Genomic DNA, 13,393 nt, shown 5'->3' on the forward strand with positions numbered 1-13,393 from the left:
GCAGCCAGATTTGGCGGTCAGAGCCTGAGAGCCGCCCATATCGGCAGATGGTCCGAAGCACGCGATGCCAACAGGCTATGATGCACCTTCGTTTCCTCCACATGCCAATGATCGGTGACGATCAGCCGGTCGAGCCGCGCGATCGGGCGGCGCGTCGGAAAGCTGCGCCCGCTGTCGAGCACGCTCCACCCTTCGCGAAAGCAGCGAAATACACCGCCGCGCGCTGCCCATTCATTGGTGTCGCCTGCCAGCACTGTCGGGCAATGCCTGTCGAGCCGGCCCAGATGATCGAGTACATGCATTGCCTGCTCCCGCCGCATCAGTCCGGACAGGTCGAGATGCATGCCGACCACCCGCACCCGCTTGCCACCATGCCGCAGATCGACTCGCACCGCACCGCGCGGCTCGAGCGCGGGCAGGGTGAGGACGCTGGTTTCGAGGACCTCGACACCCTTTCTCACCAGCACGCCATTACCGTGCCAGCCAAGACTGCCCGGCCGCGTATCGAGCGGCACGGGACGGTAATGCGAATCCTCGATACGGGCGCGGGGCAGCACGCTCTGCCTTTGGCCAAAGCGGCGGTCGCATTCCTGCAGGATCACGACATCGGCATCGATCTCGGCCAGCACGGACAGAATGCGGTCGGGATCGCGCTTACGATCCAGCCCGACGGCCTTGTGAATATTGTAGCTGACGACCTTGAGACTCACGCTCATTCTATCCCCCAGCCTCGCGGTTGGTTCCGGTGCCACATATTGCGGCAGGGTGGCGAGAGGATCGAATGAACAGCGCCTTCACCGCTCCTTGGTGGTGCCAAAACTCAGCTTCGGGTTCTTTTCCTGCTGATAGTTCACGTCCCATGGCGATTTCGCCAGAAACACCATGTCGCCATCGCGGTCCTTGGCGAGATTGGGCCGGTTGAAGCTTTCGAACTCGTTCAGGGCCGCCTGCTCGCCCTTGACCCAACGCGCGGTCGAAAAGGGCGAAGCTTCCAGATTGGCCTCGACCTTATATTCGGCCGAGAGGCGCGAGATCAGCACCTCAAGCTGCAGCTGGCCGACGACGCCGATGATCCACTGCGCGCCGATCTCCGGGTAAAACACCTGGATCACGCCCTCTTCCGAAAGGTCGTCGAGGGCCTTCCTGAGCTGCTTGGTCTTGGTCGGATCCTTCAGCGCGACACGGCGCAGGATTTCGGGCGCGAAATTGGGAAGGCCCGTAAAGCGCACATCGTTCTTTTCCGACAGCGTATCGCCGACGCGCAGGGTACCGTGGTTCGGAATGCCGATGATATCGCCCGGCTCTGCAGTATCGGCAATCTCGCGGTCCTGAGCGAAGAACAGGATCGGCGAATGCACCGCGATGGGTTTGCCAAGGCCCGAAGGCGTCAGCTTCATGCCGCGCTTGAAGGTGCCTGAAACCAGCCGCATGAAAGCGATGCGGTCGCGGTGCTGAGGGTCCATATTGGCCTGCACCTTGAAGATGAAGCCCGTGACCTCGTCGCGACCGGGCTCGATCAACTCTTCGCCAGCGGGCTGAGGGCGCGGCGGCGGGGCGTAATCGGCAATCGCCTCGATCATCTGCACCACGCCAAAGTTCTTGAGCGCCGAGCCGAAAAACACCGGCGTCAGATCGCCGCCGCGATAGGCCTCGATATCGAAATCGGGATAAGCTTCACGGGCCAGTTCGGCCTGCTCCGCGAAATCGTCGGGGATCGCCGGGTCTTCATCAATGGTGCCGAGGAATTCCTTCGACCCGCCTTCGGGACGCGCAACGCCGCCGGTCGCATAATCGAGAATACCCTCGAACTGCCCGCCCATGCCGATGGGCCAGCTCATCGGGCAGACGTCCAATGCCAGCATGTCGGCCACTTCATCGAGCAGCTCGAACGGATCGCGCCCTTCGCGGTCGACCTTGTTGACGAAGGTGATGATCGGAACGCTGCGCAGGCGGCACACTTCGAACAGCTTTCTCGTCTGCGGCTCGATGCCCTTGGCCGCGTCAATGACCATGATTGCGGAATCGACTGCGGTCAGCGTGCGATAGGTGTCCTCGGAAAAATCCTCGTGTCCCGGCGTGTCGAGCAGGTTGAAGGTCACCCCGCCGCGCTCAAACGTCATGACCGAACTAGTCACGGAAATGCCGCGCTGCTGCTCGATCTTCATCCAGTCCGAACGGGCGCGCCGCGCCTGCCCGCGTGCCTTCACCTCACCCGCGAGATGGATTGCGCCGCCAGTCAGCAGCAGCTTTTCCGTCAGCGTGGTCTTACCCGCGTCAGGGTGGGAGATGATGGCGAAAGTCCGCCGCTCGGAAGCCATGAGAATTACTTTTCTTCGCGTGCCACCTGGAAACCGGCGAAGCTCTGGCTCACCGGCATCAGTTCCAGCGTGTTGATGTTGAGATGCGGGGGCAAGGTCGCCACCCACAGGATCGTTTCGGCAATGTCCTCACCCGTCATCGGGTTCGACCCGGCGTAGAGCGCGTCGCTCGCCCCCTTGTCGCCATGGGTGCGGATGGTGGTGAACTCGGTCTCGACCATGCCCGGTTCGATGCTTGTCACGCGCACGCCGCTACCGTGCAGGTCGGACCTGAGGCCAAGGCTGAACTGGCGCACGAAAGCCTTGGTCCCGCCATAGGTATTGCCGCCCGTGTAAGGATAGGTCGCCGCCACCGAAGACAGGTTGATGATCGCGCCCTTGCGCTCTTTCAGCATGGGTAGAAGCCGATGCGTCAGAGAAACGAGCGCAGTGACATTCGTGTCGATCATGACCTTCCAGTCGGCAAGATCGGCCTTGTCCGCAGTCGATGTCCCCAATGCCAGCCCGGCATTATTCACCAGGCAATCGATCCCCGCGAATGCATCGGGCAGCGCGTCGAGTTCCTCGTCGCGCTGCGCCTCGTCGCGGATGTCGAACACGCAGGGGTGGAACTTGTCCGCCCCCAGTTCCTCGCGCAGAGCCTCCAGCCGGTCGGCGCGGCGGCCCGTGCCGACGACTTTCCAGCCCGCGCCCACGAATTCGCGCGCACATGCCGCGCCAATGCCTGCGGTTGCTCCGGTGATGAGGGCGGTGGGCATGGCTTAGTCTCCTGCTTCTGCCGGGTAGATGGTGATGGCAAGGCGAAAGCTGCGCGCCTCACCCGCAGCCAGCGACATGATGCCCGGCTTTTCGCGGAAATCGCCGTCGAACCCTTCGGGATCGGCAATACCCGACCACGGTTCGAGGCAGAGGTAATTCGCCCCCGGCTTTTGCCAGATGCCCAGCATGTCGTTGTCGGGGAACGCGAGTTCAAGGGCGGCTGGCTCCTCGCCCGCATCCTCGTCATCGCTCTCCGGCGTTTCGCCCTCAAACCGCAGCATGCGGCTGGAAAGCCGGTCCCAGATCATCGCATCGGCATGGAACAGACCCGGATAGGGCCTCAGGATCCGGTTATGGATCGGCGTATCCTCATAGGCGCGAAGCAGGCCCTTGTCGTCAAGGCGGCGGATCGGCCCGGTCTCGTGGTCGGAAAAGACGACGCGGTGCTGCTCCTTGGCGCCGCCTGCCGGCAATGGCCATGCGAAGCCGGGGTGAAAACCGATGCTGAATGGCATGTCGCCATCGCCGCGATTGGTGACCGTGGCGGTCAGACGCAGGGTGCGATCCTCGATCTCGTAAAGAAGTTCGAGGCTGAAAGCGAAGGGATAGACCTTGCGCGTCGCCTCGCTGTCGGTGAGGAGGAAGCTGACGCTGCGCGGCGAACTATCCACTCGCTCGAACATGCTCTTGCGCGCAAACCCATGGCGGGCAAGCGCGTATTCCTGTCCGTCAAAGCGATAGGTTCCGCCCACAAGCTCGCCCACGATCGGGAACAGGATCGGCGCGTGGCCGGTCCAGTACTGGGGGTCGGCGTCGGTCATCCATTCGCCGCCGCTGGCATCGCGCAGCGAAACCATCTCCGCGCCAAGCGGATCGATGCGGGCGGTGAGATCGCCCGAGCTTATCGTGAACAATTCGCTCATCCGCGCAGGGTCGCGCCCAGCTTGGCGGCGGAAGCCACGACCTTTTCCGAAATCGCGGTCAGATCCTTCTCCGTGAAGCTGGCATCGCCCGGCTGCAACACGATCTCGACCGCCAGCGACTTCTGGCCTTCGGGCACGCCCGCGCCCTTGAACTCGTCAAAGATGCGCGCATCGGTGATCGCGTTCTTCTCCGCCCCGCGCACGGCTTTCAGCAGATCGCCCGCCGCCAGCGCATCGGGCACGAGGAAAGCGAAATCGCGCATCACCGGCTGCAGCACCGGCGGCACATAGGCGGCACGGGTGAAGCCCGCCGCGCCTTTCCTTGCGGGGATCGCGTCGAGATAGATCTCTGCCGCGACGACCGCGCCATCCACATCGAACTGCTTTGCCACCAGCGGGTGCAGCGTGCCAAAGCGTGCCAGCACGTTCTTCGGCCCGAGCCGAAGCGTCGCCGACTGGCCGGGGTGGAAAGCATCGCCTGCCTCACCCATCACCATCAGCTTTTCGACCGGCGCGCCGGCGGCAGACAGGATCGCCTCGACCTCGGCCTTCGCATCGAATGCGTCGAAATCGGCGGCCTTGCCCTGCTGCCAGCCACGCGCATGCTTGTCGCCCGCCAGCACGAGGCCAAGCGTCAGCTTCTCATCCGAAGCGCCGCCGGGCCCACGCAGGTAACGACGGCCGATCTCGAACAGGCGGATGCTGGAAGCCCCGCGCGCCTGATTGCGCGCCGTGGCCGAAAGCAGGCCCGGCAGCATCGAGGGGCGCATGACCTTCAGATCCTCGCTGATCGGATTGGCAAGCGCCCACGGCTCCTGCCCGTCGATCGCGAATGTCGCGGCCTGATCGGCGGGGAGGAAGGACCATGTCACCGCCTCGTGCATGCCGCGGGCAGCAGCAGAGCGGCGCACACGGCGCTCCAAGGCCTGCACCGGGGTCGCGGTCGGCTGCGCCACGCCATCGGCCCGGTCCAGCGGGACCGAGGTAATAGCATCGAGACCCTTGATGCGGATCACTTCCTCGACAATGTCAGCAGGGCCGTCGATATCGGGCCGCCAGCTGGGAGCGGTCACGGCCCAGTGAGTCTGCCCGTTCTCGCTGATGGTCGCGATCTCGAAACCCAGCGCGGTCAGGATGTGGCGCTGATCCTCTTCCTTGACCGGAAGCCCGCCCAGCGTTTCGACCAGTTTCGGCTCATAACGGACTATATGGGCGGGATCGTGCGGCGCGCCGACATGCAGCGCCTCGCTCGCCTCGCCCCCGCAGATGTCGAGGATCAGGCCGGTCAGGATTTCAAGGCCCGGCGCGAGGAAAGCGGGGTCGATCCCGCGTTCGAACCGGCTGCGCGCATCGCTGGTGAGGTTCAATGCGCGGCCCGTCTTCGCCAGACGCACCGGATCAAAGGCCGCCACTTCCAGCAGAACATCGCTCGTCGTTTCGCTGCACCCCGAATGTTCGCCGCCCATGATACCGGCAATATCGTGCACCTGCGCGTCATCGGCGATGACGGTCATGCTGTCGTCCAGCACATAGTGCTTTTCATTGAGCGCGGTCACACCCTCACCCGCCTTTGCGCGGCGCGCGGTGACGGTGCCCGAAAGCTGCGCCACGTCATAGGCGTGGCTGGGGCGGCCATAGGTGAGCATCACGTAATTGGTGATGTCGACCAGCGCCGAGATCGGGCGCTGACCCGCCGACTTCAACCGCGCCTGCATCCAGTCGGGGCTCGTCCCATTGGTCACGCCGCGAATGACGCGGCCGTAGAATGCCTGACAGCCTTCACGGTCCTCGATGGCAATCGGCACCGGGCAGGCGAAGCTGCCGGTGTGAACGTGTTCGGAAACAGGCTTGAGCGTCCCCAGACCTGCCGCCGCCAGATCGCGCGCGATACCGTAAACGCCCATGCAGTCGGGACGGTTGGGCGTAATCGCGACATCGAATACCGGATCGTCCAGATCGGCATAGGCGGCATAATCCGTTCCGACAGGCGCATCTTCGGGCAGCTCGATGATGCCCTCATGCTCGTCCGACAGGTCAAGTTCGCGGGCCGAACACATCATGCCGTTCGATTCCACCCCGCGGATCGCGGCCTTGCGCATCTCCATGCCGTTCGAAGGCACGACCGCGCCGGGCAGGCCCAGCACGCCGACCAGCCCCGCACGCGCATTGGGCGCACCGCAGACCACGGTCAGCGGATCGCCTTCACCCGTATCGACAGTGAGCACCTGCAGCTTGTCGGCGTCGGGATGCTTGGCCGCGGTCAGCACCCTGGCTACGCGGAAACCGGCCAATGCCTCAGCCGGGTTGTCCATGCCTTCCAGTTCCAGCCCGATGGCGTTGAGCTTCGCGGCGATTTCGGTGGCGGTCGCCTCGGTTTCGAGGTGGTCCTGCAGCCAGGAAAGCGAGAACTTCATGCCGAAACTCCCACGCCGCCGGAAAGGGTGGGCACATCCAATGCCGCGAATCCGTAATGCTTCATCCAGCGCAGATCGCCGTCGAAGAAGGCGCGCAAATCATCCATCCCATATTTGAGCATGGCGAGCCGGTCGACGCCGGTGCCGAATGCAAAACCCTGCCATTCATTGGGGTCCAGACCGCCGAATTCGATCACGCGGGCATTGACCATGCCGCTGCCCAGCACTTCCATCCATGCATGGCCTTCATCGTCGCCCGACCCGCCGACGACGCGGCGGCCCTTCTCGACGCTGTAACCGACATCGACCTCGACCGAAGGTTCGGTGAAGGGGAAATAGCTGGGGCGCAGGCGCAAGACGATGTCGTCACGCTCGAAAAACGCCTTCAGGAAAGTCTCCAGCGTCCATTTCAGATGCCCCAGATGGATGCCCTTGCCGATCACCAGACCTTCGATCTGGTGGAACATCGGCGTGTGCGTGGCATCGCTGTCGCTGCGATAGACGCGGCCGGGCGCGATGATCCGCAGTGGCGCGCCATCTTTCAGCATGGTGCGGATCTGCACCGGCGAAGTATGCGTGCGCAGCAGCATCGAGCGGCCTTCATCGTCCGCATCGGGGAAATAAAAAGTGTCGTGCATCGCGCGCGCCGGATGGCTCTCCGGCATGTTGAGCGCGGTGAAATTGTGCCAGTCGTCCTCGATCTCCGGCCCGGTCGCGACGGCGAAACCCATGTCGGCGAAGATCTCGGCCAGCTCGTCCATCACCTGCGAGACGGGGTGCACGCTGCCGATCGGCGCTTCCGGCGCGGGGAGCGACAGGTCGATGGTCTCGCCCGCCAGCTTCGCGTTCAGCGCCTCGGCCTCCAGCACGGCCTTGCGCGCGGCGATCGCTTCGGTCACCTCGGCGCGCAGGCCGTTGAAGGCGGGGCCCGCCTCCTGCCGCTCTTCGGGGCTCATCTTGCCCAGCGTCTTCAACAGGGCCGAAATCGTGCCCTGCTTGCCAAGAAAGGCCACGCGCACCGCATCAAGCGATTCGAGCGTGGAAGCCCCTTCGATCTGCGCCAGCGCATCGGCGCGCATGCTGTCGGTTTGGGTGGAAGCCATCTTTTCGTGTCTATCGGTCGTGAACGGTGCCCGAACGCTCCGGGCATGAATGAGAGGCGCTCTCTAGGATGCCGCCAGCGAAAGGGCAACGCTCAGCCGGTCAGAACCGCACCCGCCGCATTACTGACAGAAATGCCAGTGATGACAAAGATTGTTCAGATTTGTCGAATCTGCCTTCGACTCGGCAGATACTGTTGCACGTTTCGCCGCAAAGCAGCATAAGTGCTGCAGGACACCGCGACCGGCTCGGCTGGTCGCAGCTCGGAAGCTGGCGTGCCGGGTTGGGGGATCCGGCCGCCAGCACATTTCCATGATGTTCCGTGACACGAAAAAGCCCGGGGAGAGCCTGATGCTCGCCCCCGGGCTTTTTTCGTAGCTGCCGATGCCACCCGGCGGACCGGGTGGACATCATGCCCGCAAAATCAGGCCGGTAGGGCCTGCTTCGCCTGCGCGATGATCGCACCAAAAGCGGCGCTTTCGTTCATCGCGAGATCGGCCATCACCTTGCGGTCCAGCTCGATGCCGGCGAGCTTTGCGCCATGCATGAACTGCGAATAGGTGAGACCCTCTGCGCGCACAGCGGCGTTGATGCGCTGGATCCACAGGGCGCGGAAGCTGCGCTTCTTAACCTTGCGGTCGCGATAGGCGTACTGGCCAGCCTTTTCGACGGCCTGGCGAGCGACGCGAATCGTATTCTTGCGGCGGCCGCGGTAGCCCTTGGCCTGCTCCAGAATACGCTTGTGCTTGGCGCGGGTGGTTACACCCCTTTTGACACGTGCCATGGTCTAATGCTCCTCAGTTCAGCCCGTAGGGCGCCCACTTCTTGATCGTCTTCGCGTCTGCGTCGCTGATCACGGTGGTGCCGCGGTTCTGGCGGATGTACTTGCCGTTGTGGCTGATGAGGCGGTGGCGCTTGCCGGCCACGCCGTGCTTGACCTTGCCGGTCGCGGTGAGCTTGAAGCGCTTTTTCACGCCGCTCTTCGTCTTGAGCTTGGGCATTTTCGTCTCCTTCAAAGGGACACGCTGGACCAGCCCTGGCAGCCCTTATCGCCAGGCCGGACTCGAATCTCGTGTCGGTGAAGGCGCGCGCCTAGACGAGCGCGGCGGATTTGGCAAGTACCTCGGCGTCGGTCGGGGCGGACTGTTCAGGGAGCCTCAGGCGTCCATCATCGCGATCAGCGCGGTGGCGAGCGCAGTCCCGGCAAAGAACAACGGCCAGCTCCAGTAGAAGCTGTAGTCCTGCACATGCGCGAGATGAACCGCAAGCACGCCGCCCGATGTACCGCCATTCCCCATGAACAGGGAAAGGATCCAGCTCAGGAAGATCCCGAAAGGCAGGGCTTTCGCAAGACTGATCACGGTCGTGGCCTCAATCGATGGCTGCGGTTGATGATGGTCGCTCTTGAATCGAATCGTGCCGTAGTGGGGTAAATATTTCGCTAAAAGACTATTTCACGCGTCTAATCAGCTGACGTAGATCATCTTTCGGGTCATTCCGCCATCGATCGCCAGTTGCTGTCCGGTGACGAAACCGGACGCAGGGCCTGCCAGCCATGCGACCGCCTCGGCGATGTCCTGCGGCTTGCCGATGCGGCCCACGGGGTGCTGCTTCTCCGCCTTGGCCGAGTGATCGGGCTGGGCCCGGTTCGCCTCCTTTTGCCATGGCCCCGTCTCGATCCAGCCCGGCGCGATGGCGTTGACGCGAATTTGGGGGCCCAGGCTGACTGCCATGCAATGGGTCAGCGCCGCCAGCCCGCCCTTTGCCGCAGCATAGCCAAACGTATCGGGTTCCGACTGGATCGCGCGGGTCGAGGTAATGTTGACGATGGCCGAAGCCTCATCCGCCGCATTGGCATGCGCCCGCAGCAGCGGCAGGGCAGCCCGGCTGCATAGGAATGCCGCGGTAAGGCTCGCGTCGATCCAGCCCTGCCACTTGTCGAGCGTCAGATCCTCCAGCGGCCCTGCATGCGGCTGGGCGATACCCGAATTATTGACGAGAAGCGCGGCATTATCGGCCCAATCGGCGATGGCCTTGAAGGCGGATTTAACCGCATCCTCCTCACCCAGATCGGCGGTGAAGGTCAGCAACTGGTCCGCTGGCAAAGACGCCGCGATCTCGTCGAGCGCCTCGCCATCCTTGTCCAGCGCGGCGACGCGCCAGCCCTCGCCTATCAGATGAATTACAGTGGCGCGGCCAATGCCATTGCCCGCGCCGGTGATGATGGCTGTCTTGGTCATGCCCTGTCGAACGGACGAGAACGCGCTTGGTGCCGAGGCGGCGGTTCGCAATATGGCTGCCGCCCGGTTTCACCCAGCCAGCGCAGGAAATCGCCCTGCTTGATGGGCATTGCGCCTTTGGGGATTGCCGCTGCCCAGCGATAGGCATGGACAGCCCGGCCCGCGGCCCATATCCGCGAGAGCCGGTATTCCACGCCTTCATAATGATCGAGCCAGCGCCAGTCGCCCGGCCGGAAATCGAGCCGCATCAGCATGCCATGCACACGCTGGCGTGGATTGCGGGCAGGCAGCAGGGCGGGATACCAGCCCAACCGCGTGGGGATCGCGATCATCCTGCCGGGAACGGATGCGGCACCAAGCGCGGCGCTCCGCTGCTCAAGCCAGAGATTGGCGGGTGTCCCACTGCCAGCGAGCAGCGTGCCATAGACAAAGACCAAGCCGGGCCGCCCCATCAATGATGCCCAGGTCTAATGATGGCAGGCCAGCGCCTCGATCACGTCTTCCAGCCGGGCACTATCGCCCAGCGCCAGCACATGGCCATCGCTGCCGGCATGGAGCGGATCGCCGTTCCAGTCGGTCATCAACCCGCCCGCGCCTTCGACCACCGGGATCAGCGCGGCGTAATCGTGCAGCTTCAGCCCCGCTTCGCACACGAGGTCGAGATGCCCGCTCGCCAGCATGGCGTAGTTGTAGCAGTCGCCGCCCATGACCATCCGGCGGTGATCGGTCTTGGCGGCAAGACCCATAAAATGTTCGCCGTCGTGATCGTCGAAATAATGCGGGCCAGTGGTGGCCAGCGTCGCATCGGACAATTCGCGGCACGGACGGCAGCGCACTTCCGCGCCATTCAGCAGCGTCGGCATGCCCGATGCGCCGACCCAGCGTTCGCCCGCGATGGGCTGGTCGATAATGCCCATCACCGGCCAGCCATCGACCATGAGCGCGATCAAAGTGCCGAAGATCGGGCGACCCGCCAGGAACCCCGCCGTACCGTCAATCGGGTCCAGCACCCATTGCCGTTTCGCGCCCGTGCGCTCGCTGCCGAATTCCTCACCGATGATGCCGTCTTCGGGGCGTTCGGCATTGAGGATCGAGCGCATCGCCTCTTCGGCGGCGCGGTCGGCGATAGTCACGGGCGAGGCATCGCCCTTCCGCTCGCTATCCAGCCCGCTGCGGAAATGCGGGCGGATCGCCGCACCCGCCGCATCGGCAAGGCGCTGGGCAAGGGCGATATCGTCGGTCAGGCGCATCGATCAGTCGAAAAGGCTGGAAACCGAGCTTTCGTCGGCGATGCGGCGAATAGCTTCACCGATCAGCGTCGCGATCGACAGGATGCGGATGGAGGGGCACTCGCGGGCCGCTTCGGTCGCCTGGATCGTGTCGGAGATGACCAGTTCCTTGAGCGCCGATTTCTCGACACGCGCGACAGCTGCACCCGACAGCACGCCATGGGTGATATAGGCCGCAACGCTTTTCGCGCCTTCGTCCAGCAGCGCCTGCGCCGCGTTGCAAAGCGTGCCGCCCGAATCGATGATGTCGTCGATCAGGATGCAGTGGCGGCCCTTCACATCGCCGATGATGTTCATGACTTCCGATTCGCCGGGGCGGTCGCGGCGCTTGTCGACGATAGCCAGCGGCGCATTGTCGAGCCGTTTCGCCAGCGCGCGGGCGCGGACCACGCCGCCGACGTCGGGCGACACGACCATCAGATCCTGATCGCCGTAGCGCGCCTGGATGTCGGCCGCCATGGCGGGCGCGGCATAAAGATTGTCGGTCGGGATATCGAAGAAGCCCTGGATCTGCCCGGCATGCAGGTCGACGGCCAGAACGCGGTCGGCACCCGCCTCGGTGATGAGATTGGCGACCAGCTTCGCGCTGATGGGTGTGCGGGGGCCGGGCTTCCGGTCCTGCCGGGCATAGCCGAAATAGGGGACGACGGCAGTGATGCGCTTGGCCGATGCGCGCTTGAGAGCGTCGATGCCGATCAGCAGTTCCATCAGATTGTCGTTAGCCGGGAAGCTGGTCGACTGGACGATGAACACATCCTCGCCGCGCACGTTCTCATGGATTTCGACGAAGATTTCCTCGTCCGCGAAACGGCGCACGCTGGCGTCGGTGAGCGGCACCTCAAGGTAACCGGCAATGGCACGGGCGAGCGGCAGGTTGGCGTTGCCGGACATGATCTTCATGGCGCTGATCCCTCAAACGGCTGGCATCATAGAGCCGGCGATCCGTTCCGGCCCTTTCCCGACCGGGCCTTAGCGGCAGGACCCGTGATTGCAACATGATGAAGGTAGAATAAGCTGCCGCCCATGCTTTTCTGGGGGATGATCGCGATTCTCGCGCTGCTTTTGGTGCTGCGGCTGTGGCTGGGGCCGTCTTCGGGGGCGTCACCGACGCGCGAATCCCCGCCGGTCGATTCGCCAGCGCCCGAGGCTGAAGAACCCGAATTATGGACCGCCGGCGCACTGGCGCGGCTGGGGACTGAGGAAACACTGGAGGATCTCGCCGCGCAGGGCCGCGCCGATAAATTGCGCGGCCTCGGCTATCGCGGCGACATTCCGGGCGAGGATTAGGGCCTACACCGGCTCGCGGTGATGCTCCCCCTTGATCCAGCGCACGGTGCGTGACGATGCGCGCATGACGACCGAATCGGTGGTCATCTTGCCGCCCTTCAGATGTTTCACGCCCGACAGCAGCGATCCGTCGGTCACGCCGGTCGCGGCGAAGATGCAGTCGCCCTTCGCCAGATCGGTAAGGTCATAGATGCGGTCAAGATCGTCGATACCCCATTTGCGGGCGCGGGCGCGTTCGTCGTCGTTCCTGAAAAGCAGCTTGCCCTTGAACTGCCCGCCGACGCAGCGCAGCGCCGCGCAGGCAAGCACGCCCTCGGGTGCGCCGCCGGAACCCATGTAGATGTCGATGGTGGTTTCGGGATTAGTGGTGGCGATCACGCCCGCCACGTCGCCATCGCCGATCAGCACGACGCCGCACCCGATTTCGCGCAGTTCCGCGATCATCTTTTCGTGGCGTGGCCGGTCGAGCACGCAGACGATGATTTCTTCGGGCTTCACGCCCTTGGCGTCGGCCACCGATTTCACGTTCTCGGTCGCGGTTTTGGTGAGGTCGATCACGCCTTCGGGATAGCCGGGGCCGACCGCGATCTTTTCCATGTAAACGTCGGGCGCGTTCAAGAGGCAGCCCTCTTCCGCGGCGGCCAGCACGGCCAGCGCGTTGGGTCCGGCCTTGGCGGTGATGGTGGTGCCTTCCAGCGGATCGAGCGCGATGTCGATTTTCGGCCCTTTGCCCGGCGCGCCGCCGACCTTTTCGCCGATATAGAGCATCGGCGCCTCGTCGCGCTCGCCTTCGCCGATGACGACGGTTCCGTCCATGTAGAGCTCGTCGAAGGCCTTGCGCATCGCCTCGACAGCGGCGGCGTCGGCAGCCTTTTCATCGCCGCGTCCGACGAGATGCGAAGCAGCAATGGCCGCCGCCTCGGTCACGCGGACCATTTCAAGGACGAGAACGCGATTGAGAACGTCACTGGCTTGCGGCACGGCTGGTCTTTCCCTTCCAACTCTATTGTTGGGTGCCGCGTTATCCGAGCCGGATCGCCTTGTCGAGCGAGGCCACGCCAG

At 64.0% G+C, this 13,393-nt stretch carries 15 protein-coding genes; 1 reads left to right on the forward strand and 14 read right to left on the reverse strand.

What is annotated here, in order from left to right; genetic code table 11:
- Nucleotides 1–17 precede the first annotated feature (17 nt).
- The 13 genes from A9D13_RS09640 to A9D13_RS09700 all read right to left on the reverse strand — a co-directional run bounded on the left by A9D13_RS09640 (nt 18) and on the right by A9D13_RS09700 (nt 11,944).
- Nucleotides 18–716, reverse strand: a complete 699-nt coding sequence (locus A9D13_RS09640; protein ID WP_308420355.1) for an endonuclease/exonuclease/phosphatase family protein — start codon at nt 714–716, stop codon at nt 18–20.
- 78 nt (nt 717–794) lie between these two features.
- Nucleotides 795–2,318 carry a peptide chain release factor 3 gene (locus A9D13_RS09645; RefSeq protein WP_066772858.1) on the reverse strand — a complete coding sequence of 508 codons (1,524 nt, stop codon included), beginning with the start codon at nt 2,316–2,318 and terminating at the stop codon, nt 795–797.
- A gap of 5 nt (nt 2,319–2,323) precedes the next feature.
- Complete coding sequence (locus A9D13_RS09650) at nt 2,324–3,076, reverse strand: SDR family NAD(P)-dependent oxidoreductase (RefSeq protein ID WP_066772860.1); 753 nt, start codon at nt 3,074–3,076, stop codon at nt 2,324–2,326.
- A 3-nt stretch (nt 3,077–3,079) separates the two neighbouring features.
- On the reverse strand, nt 3,080–4,000 hold the full coding sequence (locus tag A9D13_RS09655) for an aldose 1-epimerase family protein (protein ID WP_066772862.1): 921 nt from the start codon (nt 3,998–4,000) through the stop codon (nt 3,080–3,082).
- Complete coding sequence (gene pheT / locus A9D13_RS09660; protein ID WP_066772864.1) at nt 3,997–6,414, reverse strand: phenylalanine--tRNA ligase subunit beta; 2,418 nt, start codon at nt 6,412–6,414, stop codon at nt 3,997–3,999. The genes A9D13_RS09655 and pheT overlap by 4 nt, the downstream gene beginning before the upstream one ends.
- The gene (pheS, locus tag A9D13_RS09665) at nt 6,411–7,517 is read right to left on the reverse strand and encodes a phenylalanine--tRNA ligase subunit alpha (RefSeq protein WP_172808139.1); all 1,107 of its coding nucleotides are present in this window, start codon (nt 7,515–7,517) and stop codon (nt 6,411–6,413) included. Before pheS ends, pheT begins: the two co-directional genes overlap by 4 nt.
- A 422-nt stretch (nt 7,518–7,939) precedes the next feature.
- Nucleotides 7,940–8,299: a 50S ribosomal protein L20 gene (gene rplT, locus A9D13_RS09670; protein WP_066772866.1), complete on the reverse strand. Its 360-nt coding sequence runs from the start codon at nt 8,297–8,299 to the stop codon at nt 7,940–7,942.
- A 13-nt stretch (nt 8,300–8,312) separates the two neighbouring features.
- Complete coding sequence (gene rpmI, locus A9D13_RS09675; protein WP_047821885.1) at nt 8,313–8,516, reverse strand: 50S ribosomal protein L35; 204 nt, start codon at nt 8,514–8,516, stop codon at nt 8,313–8,315.
- Nucleotides 8,517–8,672: 156 nt separating this feature from the next.
- The gene (locus A9D13_RS09680; protein ID WP_156521986.1) at nt 8,673–8,876 is read right to left on the reverse strand and encodes a hypothetical protein; all 204 of its coding nucleotides are present in this window, start codon (nt 8,874–8,876) and stop codon (nt 8,673–8,675) included.
- 105 nt (nt 8,877–8,981) lie between these two features.
- Complete coding sequence (locus tag A9D13_RS09685; protein WP_066772868.1) at nt 8,982–9,755, reverse strand: SDR family NAD(P)-dependent oxidoreductase; 774 nt, start codon at nt 9,753–9,755, stop codon at nt 8,982–8,984.
- Entirely contained in the window at nt 9,752–10,207 is a 456-nt protein-coding gene (locus tag A9D13_RS09690; protein ID WP_066772870.1) for a gamma-glutamylcyclotransferase family protein, read from the reverse strand. Before A9D13_RS09690 ends, A9D13_RS09685 begins: the two co-directional genes overlap by 4 nt.
- A gap of 15 nt (nt 10,208–10,222) precedes the next feature.
- A complete protein-coding gene (hisN, locus tag A9D13_RS09695) occupies nt 10,223–11,005 on the reverse strand; it encodes a histidinol-phosphatase (protein ID WP_066772872.1) in 783 nt (260 codons plus the stop codon).
- A gap of 3 nt (nt 11,006–11,008) precedes the next feature.
- Nucleotides 11,009–11,944, reverse strand: coding sequence for a ribose-phosphate pyrophosphokinase (locus tag A9D13_RS09700; RefSeq protein ID WP_066772874.1), 936 nt, complete (start codon nt 11,942–11,944; stop codon nt 11,009–11,011).
- A 123-nt stretch (nt 11,945–12,067) separates the two neighbouring features.
- On the opposite strand from A9D13_RS09700, the gene A9D13_RS09705 reads away from it, so the two are divergent.
- Nucleotides 12,068–12,331 carry a hypothetical protein gene (locus A9D13_RS09705; protein WP_066772876.1) on the forward strand — a complete coding sequence of 88 codons (264 nt, stop codon included), beginning with the start codon at nt 12,068–12,070 and terminating at the stop codon, nt 12,329–12,331.
- 3 nt (nt 12,332–12,334) lie between these two features.
- Here the strand turns inward: A9D13_RS09705 and glpX are convergent, their stop codons facing one another.
- Nucleotides 12,335–13,312 (reverse strand): class II fructose-bisphosphatase, encoded by a 978-nt coding sequence (glpX, locus tag A9D13_RS09710; protein ID WP_066772878.1) that lies wholly within the window; start codon nt 13,310–13,312, stop codon nt 12,335–12,337.
- Nucleotides 13,313–13,393 lie beyond the last annotated feature (81 nt).

This window comes from Croceicoccus mobilis (assembly GCF_001661965.1).
GTDB classification, from domain to species: Bacteria; Pseudomonadota; Alphaproteobacteria; order Sphingomonadales; family Sphingomonadaceae; genus Croceicoccus; species Croceicoccus mobilis.

What these genes read in the sequence shown, in the direction of transcription:
- A9D13_RS09640 (WP_308420355.1), bottom strand. Translation starts at nt 716, where the DNA reads ATGAGCGTGAGTCTCAAGGTCGTCAGCTACAATATTCACAAGGCCGTC.
- A9D13_RS09645 (WP_066772858.1), bottom strand. Translation starts at nt 2,318, where the DNA reads ATGGCTTCCGAGCGGCGGACTTTCGCCATCATCTCCCACCCTGACGCG.
- A9D13_RS09650 (WP_066772860.1), bottom strand. Translation starts at nt 3,076, where the DNA reads ATGCCCACCGCCCTCATCACCGGAGCAACCGCAGGCATTGGCGCGGCA.
- A9D13_RS09655 (WP_066772862.1), bottom strand. Translation starts at nt 4,000, where the DNA reads ATGAGCGAATTGTTCACGATAAGCTCGGGCGATCTCACCGCCCGCATC.
- pheT (WP_066772864.1), bottom strand. Translation starts at nt 6,414, where the DNA reads ATGAAGTTCTCGCTTTCCTGGCTGCAGGACCACCTCGAAACCGAGGCG.
- pheS (WP_172808139.1), bottom strand. Translation starts at nt 7,517, where the DNA reads ATGGCTTCCACCCAAACCGACAGCATGCGCGCCGATGCGCTGGCGCAG.
- rplT (WP_066772866.1), bottom strand. Translation starts at nt 8,299, where the DNA reads ATGGCACGTGTCAAAAGGGGTGTAACCACCCGCGCCAAGCACAAGCGT.
- rpmI (WP_047821885.1), bottom strand. Translation starts at nt 8,516, where the DNA reads ATGCCCAAGCTCAAGACGAAGAGCGGCGTGAAAAAGCGCTTCAAGCTC.
- A9D13_RS09685 (WP_066772868.1), bottom strand. Translation starts at nt 9,755, where the DNA reads ATGACCAAGACAGCCATCATCACCGGCGCGGGCAATGGCATTGGCCGC.
- A9D13_RS09690 (WP_066772870.1), bottom strand. Translation starts at nt 10,207, where the DNA reads ATGGGGCGGCCCGGCTTGGTCTTTGTCTATGGCACGCTGCTCGCTGGC.
- hisN (WP_066772872.1), bottom strand. Translation starts at nt 11,005, where the DNA reads ATGCGCCTGACCGACGATATCGCCCTTGCCCAGCGCCTTGCCGATGCG.
- A9D13_RS09700 (WP_066772874.1), bottom strand. Translation starts at nt 11,944, where the DNA reads ATGAAGATCATGTCCGGCAACGCCAACCTGCCGCTCGCCCGTGCCATT.
- A9D13_RS09705 (WP_066772876.1), top strand. Translation starts at nt 12,068, where the DNA reads ATGCTTTTCTGGGGGATGATCGCGATTCTCGCGCTGCTTTTGGTGCTG.